The 15,769-nt window shown below is 34.3% G+C and carries 9 protein-coding genes; all 9 read right to left on the bottom strand.

What is annotated here, in order from left to right:
- Nucleotides 1–32: 32 nt before the first annotated feature.
- Nucleotides 33–833, bottom strand: coding sequence for a DUF3658 domain-containing protein (locus RHP49_11210; protein WNH11472.1), 801 nt, complete (start codon nt 831–833; stop codon nt 33–35).
- Nucleotides 823–2,247: an acetylxylan esterase gene (locus tag RHP49_11205; GenBank protein ID WNH11471.1), complete on the bottom strand. Its 1,425-nt coding sequence runs from the start codon at nt 2,245–2,247 to the stop codon at nt 823–825. Before RHP49_11205 ends, RHP49_11210 begins: the two co-directional genes overlap by 11 nt.
- Nucleotides 2,248–2,261: 14 nt before the next feature.
- A complete protein-coding gene (locus RHP49_11200) occupies nt 2,262–5,048 on the bottom strand; it encodes a glycoside hydrolase family 78 protein (GenBank protein ID WNH11470.1) in 2,787 nt (928 codons plus the stop codon).
- A gap of 1 nt (nt 5,049) precedes the next feature.
- Nucleotides 5,050–6,891 (bottom strand): six-hairpin glycosidase, encoded by a 1,842-nt coding sequence (locus tag RHP49_11195; protein ID WNH11469.1) that lies wholly within the window; start codon nt 6,889–6,891, stop codon nt 5,050–5,052.
- A 13-nt stretch (nt 6,892–6,904) separates the two neighbouring features.
- A complete protein-coding gene (locus tag RHP49_11190) occupies nt 6,905–7,831 on the bottom strand; it encodes a glycoside hydrolase family 43 protein (GenBank protein ID WNH11468.1) in 927 nt (308 codons plus the stop codon).
- 17 nt (nt 7,832–7,848) lie between these two features.
- Complete coding sequence (locus RHP49_11185; GenBank protein ID WNH11467.1) at nt 7,849–9,435, bottom strand: glycoside hydrolase family 28 protein; 1,587 nt, start codon at nt 9,433–9,435, stop codon at nt 7,849–7,851.
- Nucleotides 9,436–9,439: 4 nt separating this feature from the next.
- Complete coding sequence (locus RHP49_11180; GenBank protein WNH11466.1) at nt 9,440–10,864, bottom strand: glycoside hydrolase family 140 protein; 1,425 nt, start codon at nt 10,862–10,864, stop codon at nt 9,440–9,442.
- An 11-nt stretch (nt 10,865–10,875) separates the two neighbouring features.
- On the bottom strand, nt 10,876–13,989 hold the full coding sequence (locus tag RHP49_11175) for a DUF6298 domain-containing protein (GenBank protein WNH11465.1): 3,114 nt from the start codon (nt 13,987–13,989) through the stop codon (nt 10,876–10,878).
- Nucleotides 13,990–14,062: 73 nt separating this feature from the next.
- Nucleotides 14,063–15,769 (bottom strand): polysaccharide lyase, encoded by a 1,707-nt coding sequence (locus RHP49_11170; GenBank protein WNH11464.1) that lies wholly within the window; start codon nt 15,767–15,769, stop codon nt 14,063–14,065.

Below are 15,769 nucleotides of genomic sequence, written 5' to 3'. Positions count from 1 at the left end.
CTTTTATGACCTTAATTATTGGTTATCATATATTAATTGGCTGAAACCAATTTTACCTGATAATCTCTAATATCTTTTAATTCGCCTTCAAACGTTAATTCGTTCTTTTTAACTAATTCTTTTAAACGCCAATTCAGTGTATAATCACTAGCATTAAAATTAATATTAACTAACGTCCAGCCTATAACACGAGCTGCTTTTTGAAGTTCTTCTTTGCAAGGCTTTTTAAGTGCCTCATCAAAGTAATTTTCTTTAACTGACTTTATTTTACAATCCTCTCCAAGAACTCTTACTAGATCATTTTCCTTAACCAAACGTTCCCATAAATAAATTAAATCATTTCGATTCCCTTGGGACAACGGCTTAAAATGGTCTGCAATGACATGAATATGTTGTGGTAATACTACTGAAATACTATCAGGAACATAAAACGAACCATCTTCTCGCTCCAATTTTATTTTCAAAAAATCAGATGTGAATATATTAAGATTAAAATCTTTCAATGCATATAAAAGTTCACTGAACGATATTATATCTAGAGCACTACTACCAGACCAGATATAAAGATCTCCATCGATAAAACCTTGCTTTATTAATTCAATTTTTCTAAGATTCTGACTTCTTGATGGATCCATTGAATTACAAGAGATATTGGAAAGAAACCAAGCATCTCTTTTAGCTCTTCCTGCATCATTATTGAGATTTTGTATTGGTCCGACTCTAAAATCATCATTCAAGTCAATGATATTTTCTTCTGGAAGATTAAGTTCTTTACTACTTAACAACCTTGATTTTGCGTAATTACCAAAAACAATATGACATTTATTTTTCATAAACTCTATTATTTTTCTCTCCAAATAACGCGTATAATTTATCAATATCTCTTAAAGCGTTTTCTGGTAAATTTTCTTCTTTATTATCAAAAACATATAAAGCGTCGTAGGTTTCAATAGTACAAGTTGACTCATCTATTTCTCCATTATCATTTTTTACTTTACTCAAATCTAAATTTAAATATTTTGCCATAAATGGATACATAGCCATACGTTTTGAGTGCCCGTAATCATGCCCTTCATTTCTAAAATGTGCATTTTTAACGAAATCCTTTTTGTCATAAAAACCATAAGTTCTTTCTATAAAAGGGAACTCTATTTCTGGTACTGCTTGTGTCCAATCTTTTCCATCTGAAATAATGAGTTGTGGTTTTGGAGCAGCCATAGCCGCAACTTCAGCATTATTTGTTCCGTTACCACATAAATGAATACCTCGTCCGCTTTCGCAAGGACAACCTCCAGAATGATTTGCAGAAACCATAACCACTGGAACCGATACCGTAACTCTATCATCTAATGCCGCTAAAAACATGGTATGAGAACCACCACCAGAACCACCAGTAACGCCAACACGAGAAACATCGGCATGTTTAAGTGTTGCTGCATAATCTAGCAATCGCATACCACTTAACACTTGAATGGTAGACGCTATACTATTTCTATGCGTTTCCGAAGAAAATTGTAATCGAGATTCTCCCCAAGCAAACAAATCGAAATTCACTACAATGGCACCCATTTTAGCCAACATTGCACAACGTATTTGTTCACTTTCTCGATAACGACCATTTCCAAAATGACCATTAGGTGTTATAATAATAGCAGCATCATTTTTAAGAGGATATGGCTTATAAATAGAACCTGTTGTATAAACCCCTGGAAGAATTTCTAGAGCTATATTTTGTACGCTATAACCATCAAACTTTCTTTTCTTTGTTAAAATAGGTTTAGAAATTGGTGTTGCTGGAGCTTTATTTATACCAAAAGCTGATATCATGCAGGTTTTTAATTCTGCTTTTCGAGTTTCCCATTCCTCTTTATCGTGATACAAATGAGTTAAATAATTTAAACGCCTTTGTGCCTTAGCTTCTGAGACTTTATGATGTTGAAACTTTCTAACAGTATAAGATCCATCTTTTTGTTTGAAGGTTGTTAAATTAAAAGGAGCTAACACATTTGCTAAAGACACTTCTAAACGACCTTGCTCTATTCGCCAATCGGCATATTCCAGTGTTATATCTTTTAACAAATGTCTATCATCTTCGATTTTAACATTGAAAACAGATTCTATTTTTTTTATCGTTTCAATTACTGGCGTTTCAAAATTGGTATCAGATGTTTGTGCTGTAAGTTTTGCAAACGAAAACACGAGCAATACGAACCAAAACTTCTTATGTATTTTTCTTATTTTCATCATACTTTTTATTGCTTTTATAATGAACATTCAATTTTATAAATCCCAGAACCTAATGTAAATCCTGATTTATCTTCAACTAAATTTAACTCTGTAAAAGATTCTCCATTAACTTTCATGTGCGCCACATTAGACACTGGTATTATTACTGAAGCTGAAGTATTTGGTGGTATTTCAATATTTAAAATTAATTGTCCATCTTTCTTTTCCCATTCTGAAACAATCTTTCCATAAACCGATTTATAACTCGCTTTTACAAACGACAAATCGCCCACTAATTCTGGCTTTATGAAAAAATGTTTAAACCCTGGATTGGCTTCATCTGGAACAATCCCCGCTAAACTTCTGTAAAACCATTCTTCAATTTGTCCCATCATAAAATGGTTCCATGAATTACCCTTCCGTGGATCCCATTGCTCTGTTAAAGTGGTTAATCCGAATTGAATTTGAAATCCGTAACCTGGTGTATCATAATGATTATTCATTTTATACATCACCTCATTTTCATCATTTCTTGCCAAAGCTTGAAACAAATAACGATTACCAACATCGCCCGTTGTTAAACGGTAACCTCTAGCTTTTATATCTTCTAAAAGATTATTCATAACCGCCTCTTTATATGGAGACTCAACAATATTCATAAAGACAGGAACGGCATTACTAAACTGACTTCCCGTACCATATTGTTTGGTTTCTTCATTAAAAAATTCGGTATTAAAAGCCGTTTTAATATCTGAAGCTAAGGTTTCGTATGTAGCAATGTCTTCGGTTTTATTTAAATGCTTTGCTGCTTTAGCAAATAAATGAGCCGCATAATAATAATGACTGGTTGCAGATAACGCAATGGGACTGTTCTTTGAATATCCAGCAGCATGCTCTCCATAATCGTACCAATCACCTAAACCATAAGACAAAATGTAGTTTTCAGATTTAGATGTTAAATAATCAATATAACGTTTCATGACTGAATAGTAGTCTCTTATTAAACTATCGTCACCATAATATTCGTAATACATCCATGGTAAAATAACACCTGTAACACCCCATTCTGGAGAATCGGTAAAATCGCCACCAAACACCACGTATTCTGGAGCAATGGTTGGAATCATTCCATTGTCGCGTTGTGCATCCTCAATGTTTTTCATGATGCTCGGAATGTATGTTTCCAAATTGTAATTATAAATTAATCCGGGTCCGTTTAAATGCGCTTCTTCTAACCAACCTAATTTTTCACGATGCGGACAATCCGTCAACACCGCTTGAAAATTACTTTTAATCGCATTGTTTATTAACTCATGTGCCTTATTAAAAATATCGTTCGAACATTCAAAAGTACCCGCTTCACCAGCATCATTATAAATAAAATTTGATGTAATATCTAATAACGTAGGACGTTTAGAGTTCTTTTCATCTTTATAATTAACACTATCTACTTGTATGTATTGATAGCCATAATAACTAAATTTTGGTTGCCATTCTTCAACGCCATCCCCTTTCAACGTGTATTGAAAATAATAAGGTTTACCTGAGCGTCCTTGACTAATGGTACCGTCTTCTTTCAAACCTTCACCAACCCAAAGCGTCACTTTTTGTCCTTTTGAACCTTTGACTTTTATAGTTGGAAAACCCGATAAATTTTGCCCCATATTAAACACATAAGTGCCATCAATCGGTTCTTTAACGTCTTTTACTTTATATTTTTTCTGAATAGAAACTGGTGGCGCTTGTTGTGCTTTTAAACTTCCTTTTGGAGCTTCTTGCAAGACAACTCCTCCCCATGGCGTATCATCAAATCCAGAAGCATTCCAACCTTTTTGTTCTAGATTGGCGTCGTAATCTTCACCGCCAAACAAACTATTGAATGTAATAGGGCTTTTTGAATATTTCCAACTTACATCCGAATTTATAATATCTTCTGAACCATCTTCAAAAGTCAGTTTTAATTTTAAGAATAAAGTTGGCGGACCAAAACTCACAAAAAACTTCGAGTAACGTTTGGCCAGCATATTGTACATCCCATTTCCTAAAACAACGCCAAGTACATTTTCTCCATTTTGGAATTGATTCTCATCTAATTCGTAAACATTATAATTCACCGACTTATCATAATCGGTCCAAAGCGGTGCAAACTCACTATTACCAATTTTTGTTCCGTTAAGCGATAATTCATAATGTCCTAAACCAGAAATATAAACAACGGCATCTTTAATTTTTTTTGAAACTGAAAACGGTTTACGCAACATAATACTTCGTCGAGACAAGGAATCGGATGCATTAATAATAGAATCTTTTTTAGCTCTTTTGAAAGTCGCTGTATGGTAATGCCTGCCTTCTGGTAAATGACTATTGGCTTTAGTAATGGCTCCAATCCATGTCGGATTTAAACTTGAAGTTTCTGGGGCTAACCTAAAAAATGCAGGCGCACTGGCTTTTGAAGCTATGTTATCTTGATTCCAAACCTTAACTTTCCAAAAGTATTTTGTTTCCCTTTTTAAAGCTGCGCCGCTATAGGGAATTAACTGACTTTGGTTAGATATTACTTTTCCACTATCCCAAACATCACCTACATTATTTTCTAATTTTTCCTCTGAAGTTGAAACTATAATTTGATACGCTTTTTGTAAAACATTAATTCCCTTTGAAGCTAATTGCCAACTTAACCTAGGTGTTTCACTATTTACTGCTAATGGATTTTTCACCATTTCACAAGTTAAACTAGAAACCTCAACATGGTTAGAATTTTCAACAGATTTACATGCTGTAAACACTGAAACAAGAATCAATATGGCTTTAAAAATTTTCAAATTATAGCTTTTTAGTCATCAATGATTTAATATTAAATACAGCTTCTAGAATAGATGCTCCCGTAAAAGGTACATCATCATAATCAGGAGTATCTACTGGTGTATCTGGGTTTGGATAATGGCGTTGCTCTCCTGTTCGAAACATAATGCGTGAAATACCATCTACTGGTTGAAAAAATATACCTCTAATTTCCTTTCCTCCATTGACACTAAACGTATATGATCGTGAATCGGCATTTAAAGAAATTTTAATTGCATATTCTTTTCCTGCTTCATATGGCATAATATTTCTCAATCTATAGCCTGCTTTGTGTTTTAAATTCCCGTCTGAATCGAATATAAAACGAATGGCAGGCATGCCTTGTTTGTTTTGGAATTCTACCTGCATTATTCCATGATTATTTTGTTCTGGAATTACTGTGAAAGTCGCTTCCATTTTTTCAGCAAAAGGAATTACACGCTCTACACGAGGATAATCAAAAGGATCTTGGTCTCGCAATGTTAGCCATTTCTCATTATTCTTGTTTTCAATTTTAGCAGAAGCCCAAGACAAGTTATAAGTATTCCAAAATTCTAATTCTTTACCATTAGGAAGCTTACTAAAAACATCTTTAACATCTTCATTTACAATACTTGTTACAGGAACAGGAACTGAAGCTACCCACATATCTTCTTTATTCATGCTATAGGTTAACCAAATTTTACCATCTGGAGGCGTTCCATTTCCTTCTACAATACCACGCACATATTGTGGGCCATGAGATTTATATGCACCTCCATATCTTATTCGGGATATTTCACCATGCACTAAAAATAAATTGTTATAATTCAATCCGTCATCACTAGTTGAAATGGCAAGCGGCCAACGGAATTCTGAAGGATTATAAACCGTTGCAAAACGACCATCTGAAGTTTTTTGTCCCCAAATTTTAGCATTACTATTCACAAAACCTGGTGCTCTTAAAGCGTCATATTGCCATGTTTTACCATCATCCACGCTCATAGATGTTAAGGCATGTTTCCACAAACCAACAACTCTTCCATCTGGGATATGGTAATAACTAAAGGCTTTATATTCTTTTTTAAGCGGAATTAAAGGGTCATCTCTATCGGCTTCCTCAACCCATTGTTGCATCATTAAAGGTGTGGCCAATAATTCTTTACATGCTTTTTTGAATCCTTTATCTTTACTTTTTGTATAAAATGGATAAGCAGATTTAGAAACATCCCATGATTTATTATAACGAATAAAGTAAATTGGTCCAAAACTGCCATCTTTATAAACTTCTCTAATTACTCTTCCTATTCCTTTACCATCATTAGGATCATCATGCGGCTCCATAACGATTCCATAATAAGCCAATGTAAAAAAACGATTATCCGATGATGTAAAAAAGCCCATACGCTGGTGCATAACGGCCTTTAAATTTTTGGCTACCGCATTTACACCTTCTTTTACGTAACCATCTGGAATATTATACATAGGAAAAACCACTTCTGGAAAACTCCAATTTTCACCATCTTTTGAGGTTTGTAAAAAAGATTGACTTGGTGGAATGTGTTCTCCAACAGGGTCACTTAAGTACTGTACAAAAAAGGTATTGTTCCAATACGCTATATTAGGTGCGTGATTGTATGTCCACCCAAAACCATCCGACTTTTCTGGATGTTCACGACTCGCTCTCATAATTTGAGTCGCATGAACACCTACAGCTGGACTTAATTGCCCGTGATGATAATCTATATTCGACAAAGTCGAGCCAACATATTTTAAAGTATCTTGTTGTGCCTGAGTAAAAAACACAGTAAACAGTAATACAATTAATATGATTCCGCTTTTCATTTTTGTATTTAATTTAGTCATTTATAGTTTTACTTTTTTCTATTAAACTTTTTAAAACAGATTTTGAAATCGTTGTTATGGTACCATGTTTATGGCCTTCGGGTAATCTTATTTGAGCACTTATATCTTCAAAAGTTTTAAAATCTGAAGTTTGAACTGCCTTATAATTTTTCTCACCATAATTATCGTAATAAATAATATATTTTCCGTTCTGCTTTAATACGGTTGGTCCTTCTGAAAGGTAGCCCGAATAGGGTTCTGAAACATTCTCAAACGGTCCTAAAGGTGTTTTTCCAAAAGCGACTTTCAGGTTTCTATTCGGTCTTGTATTATCTTTTATTATTAAGGCGTAATCATCTTGTCCTCGCTTTACGATTACACAATCAATCACACTAAAACCGGGATCTAAGAATAATTTAGTATCTGAAAAGGTTTTAAAATCTTTCGTCGTTACATAATACATACGGTGATTATTTTTCTCTTCTTCTATACCTTTTTCAAAACGAAATGGAATGGTTGATGCCCAAATAATGATATACCGATCTTCAACATCATCATAAAAAATTTCTGGTGCCCAAACATTGACAACCTCAGGTTCATGTGCCATTACCGGAATGTATTGTTGTTCACTCCAATGAATCATATCTTTTGAGCTCGCATATCCAAAACCATCTCCACCTTTCCAATCGGTAGTCCAAACCATATGATAAACACCATCTTTACCTTTAGCTATTGACGGATCACGCATGATTTTACTCGCTCCAGCTTCTGGTTTTAAATACGGTCCTTTAAGATCTTCCCAATAAAAACCATCTTCACTGTAAGCCAAATACAAACCATCGGTTGCTGGTTCTCTAAAGGATGTAAACAAGTAGATGTCTTTTTTTGAAGCACAACTAAAAACCACTGAAACTAATATTAAAAACAAGCCTTTTTTCATATTTGCAAGTACTTTTATTATTCTATTTTAATTTCACTTTGAAGTGATTCTCCCATTTTTAAAACTGTTTTCACATTATAAAAAACATTATTCTTCAAATAAATATTTTTAGTTTGTGCACCATCTGCTTCTAAAAAAACATCAGTTGCATTCATAGGAAAACAATTATTTAACATCAAATTTGATACATTATTTAATTTCACAACAGGTGTGTTTTTCAATGGCGACGATGTGGCAACATTATCTAATATAATGTTTTTAGACGCTTCAATTTTAAATGAAGCCCCTAATGTTGTATTTATCTTTACATCATGAAACTCCACATCGGAAGCCGTAGTTAGATTAAAACCTTCTTTAGCTTCTATATTAACATTTGAAAATGAGATATTATGAATCGGCATTTCTGGAATTCCTATAATACGCCCAGCTGTATTTACATGGGTTGCCGTAACATTGCTAATATGAATGTTTCTAAAAATGGGGGTACGCTCTGTAACTGGCTCTACTACTGTGTTTTTATCGTAAAACAAATTCAGCATAAAAGCTTCTTGCTTTATGTTATTCATAACCACATTAGACACTCTTATTTCCTCGACAACACCACCTCGTCCACGCGCGGCTTTAATACGAATCCCACGATCGGTACCATCAAATACACAATTAGTTATCGTTACTTTTTTAATACCACCAGACATCTCACTACCTATAACCACGCCACCATGACCACTCAACATGGTACAATTGGTAATTGTGACATTTTCTGTTGGTGTTGCATATTTTCTACCATCGGCATCTCTACCAGATTTGATTGTAATACAATCGTCTCCAACACTTATGTGACAGTTTGAAATATGAACATTTTTACATGATGTTGGATTAATCCCATCGGTATTTGGTGAATACGGATTGAAAATCGTGACATTATCAATAGTTACATTGTCACAAAATGCTGGATTAATAGTCCAAAAAGGTGAGTTCTGAAATGTTACGCCTTCAATTCTAATATTCTTACAATGGTACGTTTGAAATAATGGTGGTCTATGAAATAGATAACTTCTGGTTCTTTCGTAATACGGTTCTGTCTTTACATTAGCATTTGCTTCCTGAGTCATTTTCTGATACTTGGTAAGTTCTAGTTTTTCTTTAGAAGATTCGATACGCCAAATTTCCTTCCACCAAGCTTCACCTTGCCCATCAATAACGCCACGACCTGTAATGGTTATATTTTCCTGATTATTGGCATAAAGTAAAGGTGAAAAACTTTTTAAAACAGTGCCTTCCCAACGGTATTCGACAAAGGGTAAATAATGATCGAAATTGGTTGAAAATTTTAAAAGAGCACCAGCTTCTAAATGGATAACAATATTGCTTTTTAGTTTTAAAGCGCCCGTTAAATAATTTCCTGCTGGAAAATAAATGGTTCCACCTCCAGAAGCATTTGCTTCATTTATGGCGTTTTGAATGGCTTCTGTACAAAGTTCTCCTTTATTATTCCCACCAGCTTCTAAAATATTAATCCAGCCACTGGTCGTGTTTGCTTGCAACGTTGAAAAAGCTGTTACCAAACAAGTAAAAAATACTATATAATTTTTTTTAAAATTCAAAATACTATTGTTTAGAAGTTAAAATTAATACCCAGTCATTACCATCAATTGGTTCTCCCGATGGCTTAAATTCCTGAATACCTTCATTCTTAAAAGTTCCGACTTTAGTAATCGCTCCATTTTTAGGATTGTACCATGAAGCTTCAACTTCTTCGCCTTTAATTTTACCCATATTTATAGATATGTTTCGGGCATTGTAGGTATAAATTAAAGCATAATCTTCACCTCGTGTAGCAGCCAAATAATCATACTTTTCGCCTTGATTTGCAATTAAAGTTGCATCAGGAATTCTATTAAAATATGGGAATTTCAGAATTAAATCTTTTACAAACTTCATTTGTTGTGCTCCAGGGTCGTTTATGGCATCAATCCATAGTTTTTTATTTCCATAAGCGGGATTATCGCCAGCGCTAAACATTTGCATTACAGCATTATGTCCATAAGTAAAACCGGCTCCACCTGCAAAAACAGACCAATATGCGTAACGACGTAAATCATTGTTTGTCCACAACGGTTGTAATGTATCGTGTAAACCTTGCGGAATACCTTCATACGAAGGCTCACCATCTAAAGTAGGCTTGGTAGGTTTTAAATTGAAATCTACATTAACATATTTGTAGTTGTCCTGAGCATACATTTTTCCTTCGGTTTCTTGATCGTATCGTCTGTGCCCCGATTGAAACATATTAAAATCTAACCAAGATACATCGTGATAATTATCGGAAGAATCGGTACGTCCAAAGGGATGAAATGTTACTAAAGCTTGAGGGTTTTTCGATTTAAGAATGCTCCCTATAGCATTCCAAATTTCAGTATTTTCCTCACCAGGGGTATCGCCTCCATTTAACCAAATAATATTTCTTCTATCTTTAAATCGATCTCCTAAAAAGTTTGCATAGGCCTTTGCTTGTTCTAAATTAACCTTGCCTCCTTTTACAGATGTACCCCAAATTGGCACCATACCTAGATATAAATCATTTTCTTCTGCAACATCTAAAGCATAATCTACATGATCCCAAAAATCATACATTTCAGGATTTTCGAAATCGTTCCCTTCTGTAATTAATGGTTTGGAAACATCTTTGTTTACTAAAGCCGAATCACCATAAATATTGGTCATTTCTTCGGAATGTAATGTCATAATTTGAATCACATTAAACCCTTTGGCTTTTCTATCTTGAAAATACGTTTTAATCTCATCACGATTCAACTTTTTAAAAGTTAACCAACCCGTATCACCCAACCAAAAGAAAGGTTTTCCATCTTCCGTTTGAAAATAATGTCCATTGTTTGAAACTTCAAGCTTTTGTATACCTGCCACTTCTGGTTCAATATTTATAGTTTCTTTTTTTGATTCTTTACAGGATATTATCAAACTAACGATACCTAAAATTGTAAAAACTTTAAAGAGTTTTTTATTTCTTATCATACTTATTTAGTTTATTTCTTATTTATAAAAACAGCTACTTTTTTGTTCGTTGGATTTGATAGCAAGTGCTTTGATTTTCCTTGAATGCTATTTGTAGAAATCACGTCTCCACTACTAGTATCTATCCAGAAAACTTGATATCTTCCTTTAGATTCAGATAAATCTATATTAATTTTGTTGGTATTTTTTAAATAAAACAAATAGCTATCTCCACTAGCTTTTAAAGTCCAAAAATCACTGTTGACATTTTGATTTTCATCTACTTTCATTTCAGCTAAAGCTTTATAAAAACCAGGGATTTTTATCTTAGGAATATTAGCCAATGAACCTCCTGCCATAAGAACGGACCAACCAAACCTTGGTGATGCGTTAGTAGAATATAATACTATTTTTTCAGGATATTTAGAACGATATTCCTTTATAGCTCTATATACTTGCTCTTCGGTTTCTTTACCTGTTTTCATTTTACGAGCATGCTGTCTTGGTGCTAAATTTTTACCCCCTTCTGGCGCATATGCAGTACCGTCTTCTCTGTAATGCCAATAACGAATATCTATTAAATCGACTGTTTTTGTAAACTTATCATCTTCTAAAATAGCATCTTGAACATCCTTTGTAGCACTTAAACCAATAATGCCATTTTTACCCGTTTCGTCTTTCCATTTCTGAACTTCTTCTAACCAAAATTCCATAAAATGAAGAGGTCCTGTATATTCTGCACTTGTTAATTGAATAACATTACTATTTCCATCAAAATTCTCTAATGATTTTCTAATAAACTGTTGGTGCAATTTTTTCCGAACGGGGTTTGTTACATCATAAAATTGCTCTGCCATAAAAATTCGCTTATCACCAGCATATGGCGGTGGCTCTGGGAACCCTGTATTATTTACATTATTTGCTGAACGCCAAGGTGAACTCGACCAGTGTGCGCCAGCTTCTATAATATTATGCTGAAAATATTGCTGATTAATCAATAGTTGTCCGTTAGATTGCGCTAAATCAGCAAAACATTTTAAACGAGTCCAATACCAATCGTTGTAAGTTGTTAAATCATATTTACTTAGGTGATCCCAAGCTAATCCGGTTCCAGTTCGTGCAAAAGGTTGTTCGTAAAATGGTGGCCAAACATCAGCATCAATTCTACGCGTGCGTTCATGATCGTCCATACGGCGTTCGTACCACAATCCGTAATTATGTTCTAAAGCGATGGTATTATTTTTTGAAAAATTAGTTACAACGTCTTGTAAATTATCTGTAAAACCAGCGCCTGTTCTTCCTGGGACAAATCGAGTTACATGTGAAGAAGCATTTCTAATATCATGATCTCTAAGACTGCCTCGCCACCATTGTACATTTGATTGATTTCCAATTATAACTTGGTCATTAAAAGTAAGCCAACCATTTTTGATTTCTACTTTTAAAGCCTTCTTGTTTTCGCTTTCGCGGAAAGGCTTTAGTTTTAAATCTTTAATGGATTTTACATTTTCTGAATGTGTAGGAATGACATTTTGTTTTGAAACTTGATTGATCCATTCTGGCAGAATCACCACAGGTTTTAAAGCTTCTTTTGTTAATTGTTCAGCTTGCTCAATCGTTGGGCTTGAAGAAGGTTCAGAACCTGTATCAAATACAAACGCATTAAATGGAAGCTGTTCGAGTCGATTTTCCAATTGCGCATAAAATAGACTTCTCGGCGTAATATGATTATTCACGTCTTTCCAATGACCGTTTCCTGTCATAATTCCTCCCCAAACACCAAACGCCCAATTTTGAGCTGTTGGCGGACTATAGCATCCTATTTTCGAAGCCGAAGTTTCCCAAATCACACTGTTAGCAGCAGACCAACCAGCACCTCTTCCTCTTTGTTCTCTATTTTCATAACCTAAAGCTCCACCATCAATTTTCACAACATCGAATAATACACCCGTTGCCCAACTACCAATAGTACCACTATTACTAAACGGCAAATACGATTCACATTGCACAAAAGCATTCGGACCTGTTGTTCCAAAACCTCCAACTGCAAAATCGTGATATCCATTTTCTGAATAACAACGCTGAAATAAAGTTTGTTCACCTTCCGTATAAAATGTATGTCGTCTAAATGCTGCAATCTCAGAAATAGGCTCAGTTGCTATACAATCTTCAACCGTAATTTGTTGTGCTGATTTTAATAACGAAACTGCTCCACCTGCTAAATGCTTAAAATTAACTTGACGAACCCAAGCATTTTTAACATACTGCATCGTAACTCCAAACCACCTATGTAATTCATCTTTACTATTGGAAGCATCAAAAGTGGACTGTATACTTAAATTTTCAATTCCAATTTGCTCTATTCTACCTGGCCAAGAATAAGAAATCACTTGAGCTTTTCCGTAAGTATCATCTAGAACCATTGTTAAAGGCGCATTTAAAGTAACTTCGTTTCCTTTTATACTTTTAACCACACGATTCCAAGTGATATCCCAGTCTCTGGTTTTCCAACCTATCCAACCAGTTTCTCCTCCAAATTCATTCATTTGTAAGGTGTCAATCCAATTTTGAGTTAAAGGTTTTTCAATGATAATATCATCTAAAACTTTTAACTTTGATGCGTCTTTCAATTGAATCTTTTGAGCTCCAAGCGGTGTATAATCTATATTAAAACTCAAAGTATCTTTTAACTTTTTATCGTTTACTCCAAATACACTAATAATAGCTTCGCGTTTAATACCCGTACCTAAAAGCACGGTTTCATTTATATTGTTTCCGCTACCACGCAACACCACTCCAGATTGTTTTATGTATAAAGTACCATCAATTTTAAAAATGCCTTTATCTAACAAAACGGCTCCTCTAAATCCAGAAGCATTGGGTTTTAAACTACTAACATAATTGATAGCTGCCTGAATGTTTTCTGTTGCATCTGTTACTTGTTTTGGCACAAATATTTGGGCTTCCACATTTGGAATTTGTACTTCTGAAGCCTGATAACCAGCAAAAGAAAAGTCGGGAATTTTATTCCCTAAACTATCTGCAACATGTGTAACTTTTCCTTTTTCATTTTTTACAATATCTGGAAACTTTGCTTGAGCAAAAACCTGAGGTATTAAAAAAAGAAAGCCAGCACCATTAAACACAGCTTCATATCAAATTGAAAAACAATATGTTTTAAATCTTTAAATCGCAACATAATAGCTTTTAAGTGTTTATTTATTGTAACAATCCGTTTGGTAATTTTGCCAACGTATCGGTGTTATTTTCTATTTTTGTCCAATCGACTCTTTCTAATGGATTGATACCATTAATATATTTTTCAATATTAGTATAGCCATCGCCATTTAAATCTTTATTAGCATCGGAAGCATCCTTAGGATTCAATCCATATTTTTTCTCCCATTTATCTGAAATGCCATCGCCATCAGAATCTTTATAAGATTTCCCAGAATAATTTGGGTATCCACCAACTTGGTCTGGGTGTGTAATAATGCCTTTTTTATAAGAATCGGCAGGTAATCTTCTTTTAATAAACTCCTTACCAATCGTATTTTCTAAACCTTCTTTATAAGTTATCTTTCCCGTTCTAACATAATTAATAATACGTTTATCCACAGCATCTCTTTTAGGAAGCGTAGCACCTACATTGTTTAAAACAAATTCATAAGCTTTCTGGGTATCCATTATAGTAAGATGTGCCATTTCAAATGGTTTGTCTTGCTTGATAAGCTCTAAATAGTCTTTAGCTTCTGTATGCAATCTGTTTTCAATTTGAACGCCGCCATCCCAGTTATTAGCAGTAACTTCTGGAGATCCCACAACATAATTTCCAGAAACATAAGCGCGACCAAAGGTTTTAGGCTCCATGTAACCTGATTCTGGTTTTAAAATTCTGTAACGAATTGGCTTATCCTCTGGTGTTATTGGGCCTGGTTTAAAATAATTATTTATAATATTAAACATGGAGCGATAATCGCCTCCATCTAAGGAACGATTCCACCAGTTAAACAACACGTTATTTACAAAATTAAAACTACCGTACATCCCAATAGATGGATTTCTAGAAATATTATTAGCCCATAAATTTCTAATAAAGGTACTATTTAAACCTCCAATAGTACTTCCGAAAGCATGATTATAAGTATCTAAACCTTCAGATGAAATCGTGTTTTGAATGGTAACATTTACCGCTGGTAATTTTTCTAACTTTGATTTTTTATTAGCCTGAAATTGATGACGGTATAATGAAATATTTTCATCTAATCCCCAACTTACCGAACAATGATCAATAATAACATTACCAATAACATTGCCTCCCAAACCGTCGTCTCGTCTAGTGACATCGGTAGCACCACGACGAAAACGCATGTGACGAATAATAATATCGTGTGTATCTAATAATACCGATTCTCCCGCAATACAAATACCATTACCTGGTGCTGTTTGTCCTGCAATTGTAATATAAGGCGCTCGCACACTAATAGGCTTTTTCAATTGAATTATTCCAGAAACATTAAAAACAATGGTTCTGGCTCCTACTGCTTCACAAGCTTCCCTAAAAGTACCTTTGCCTGAATCTTCTAAACTGGTGACTACAAATATTTTTCCGCCACGACCACCAGGTGTAAACGCAGCACCACCTTCTGCTCCTGGAAATGCAGGAATATCGGCTTTTATTAAATCGGATGGATAGGCTGCCCATGGAATATACGGCTTACCGTGCTTGGCTTCTTCAACTATAATATGATAATTATCTTCCCATATTTTATGCAGTCTAACATTTTCTTTCGCTAATACTGTATCTGTTTTCGCCTGAAGATCATGAGGTATTTCTGGATATTGAGCAAATGCCAACTGAAATACAGCAGTAAAGGTTATTAACGGCAATAATCTTTTAAATGAATAAATACTTGAATTTTGCAT

The organism is Flavobacteriaceae bacterium HL-DH10, from assembly GCA_031826515.1.
In the GTDB taxonomy this organism is placed as follows: domain Bacteria; phylum Bacteroidota; class Bacteroidia; order Flavobacteriales; family Flavobacteriaceae; genus Thalassobellus; species Thalassobellus suaedae.
Note: the sequence above shows the minus strand (reverse complement) of the source record. Positions and strands in the feature narration are given on the sequence as shown.

Bases quoted from the DNA above. Each gene is read 5' to 3' on its own strand.
- RHP49_11210 (WNH11472.1), bottom strand. From the start codon at position 833: ATGAAAAATAAATGTCATATTGTTTTTGGTAATTACGCAAAATCAAGG.
- RHP49_11205 (WNH11471.1), bottom strand. From the start codon at position 2,247: ATGATGAAAATAAGAAAAATACATAAGAAGTTTTGGTTCGTATTGCTC.
- RHP49_11195 (WNH11469.1), bottom strand. From the start codon at position 6,891: ATGAAAAGCGGAATCATATTAATTGTATTACTGTTTACTGTGTTTTTT.
- RHP49_11190 (WNH11468.1), bottom strand. From the start codon at position 7,831: ATGAAAAAAGGCTTGTTTTTAATATTAGTTTCAGTGGTTTTTAGTTGT.
- RHP49_11180 (WNH11466.1), bottom strand. From the start codon at position 10,864: ATGATAAGAAATAAAAAACTCTTTAAAGTTTTTACAATTTTAGGTATC.
- RHP49_11170 (WNH11464.1), bottom strand. From the start codon at position 15,769: ATGCAAAATTCAAGTATTTATTCATTTAAAAGATTATTGCCGTTAATA.